A 294-nucleotide genomic window follows, 5' to 3' on the forward strand; every position below is an offset into this window, starting at 1 on the left:
CGTGCTAAACTACTTATTACAGGCGGGAGATACTGCCGATCCAGAGGGTTTTATCCGGCGACTGGCAGAACAGTCCCCGAGGTATGAGGAGGTACTGATGACAATAGCGCAAAAACTGGAGCAGAAGGGACACCAGAAAGGGTTTATTGAAGGGCGTCTGGAAGGGCGCCAAGAAGGACGCCAGGAAGGACGCCAGGAAGGACTCCAAGAAGGATTGCATAAAGGCGAAAAACGGGGGATCCTGAAAATCGCGTGTGCGATGATCGACATGGGTATCGACCGTGAAACGATAAT

General features: G+C 52.0%; 1 pseudogene. It reads left to right on the plus strand.

The features are described from left to right. Positions 1–294 (plus strand): annotated as a pseudogene (locus tag ABR397_RS23750) (ISNCY family transposase); the annotation flags it as partial.

The sequence above is a fragment of the Photorhabdus viridis genome (assembly GCF_040256935.1).
GTDB classification, from domain to species: domain Bacteria; phylum Pseudomonadota; class Gammaproteobacteria; order Enterobacterales; family Enterobacteriaceae; genus Photorhabdus; species Photorhabdus viridis.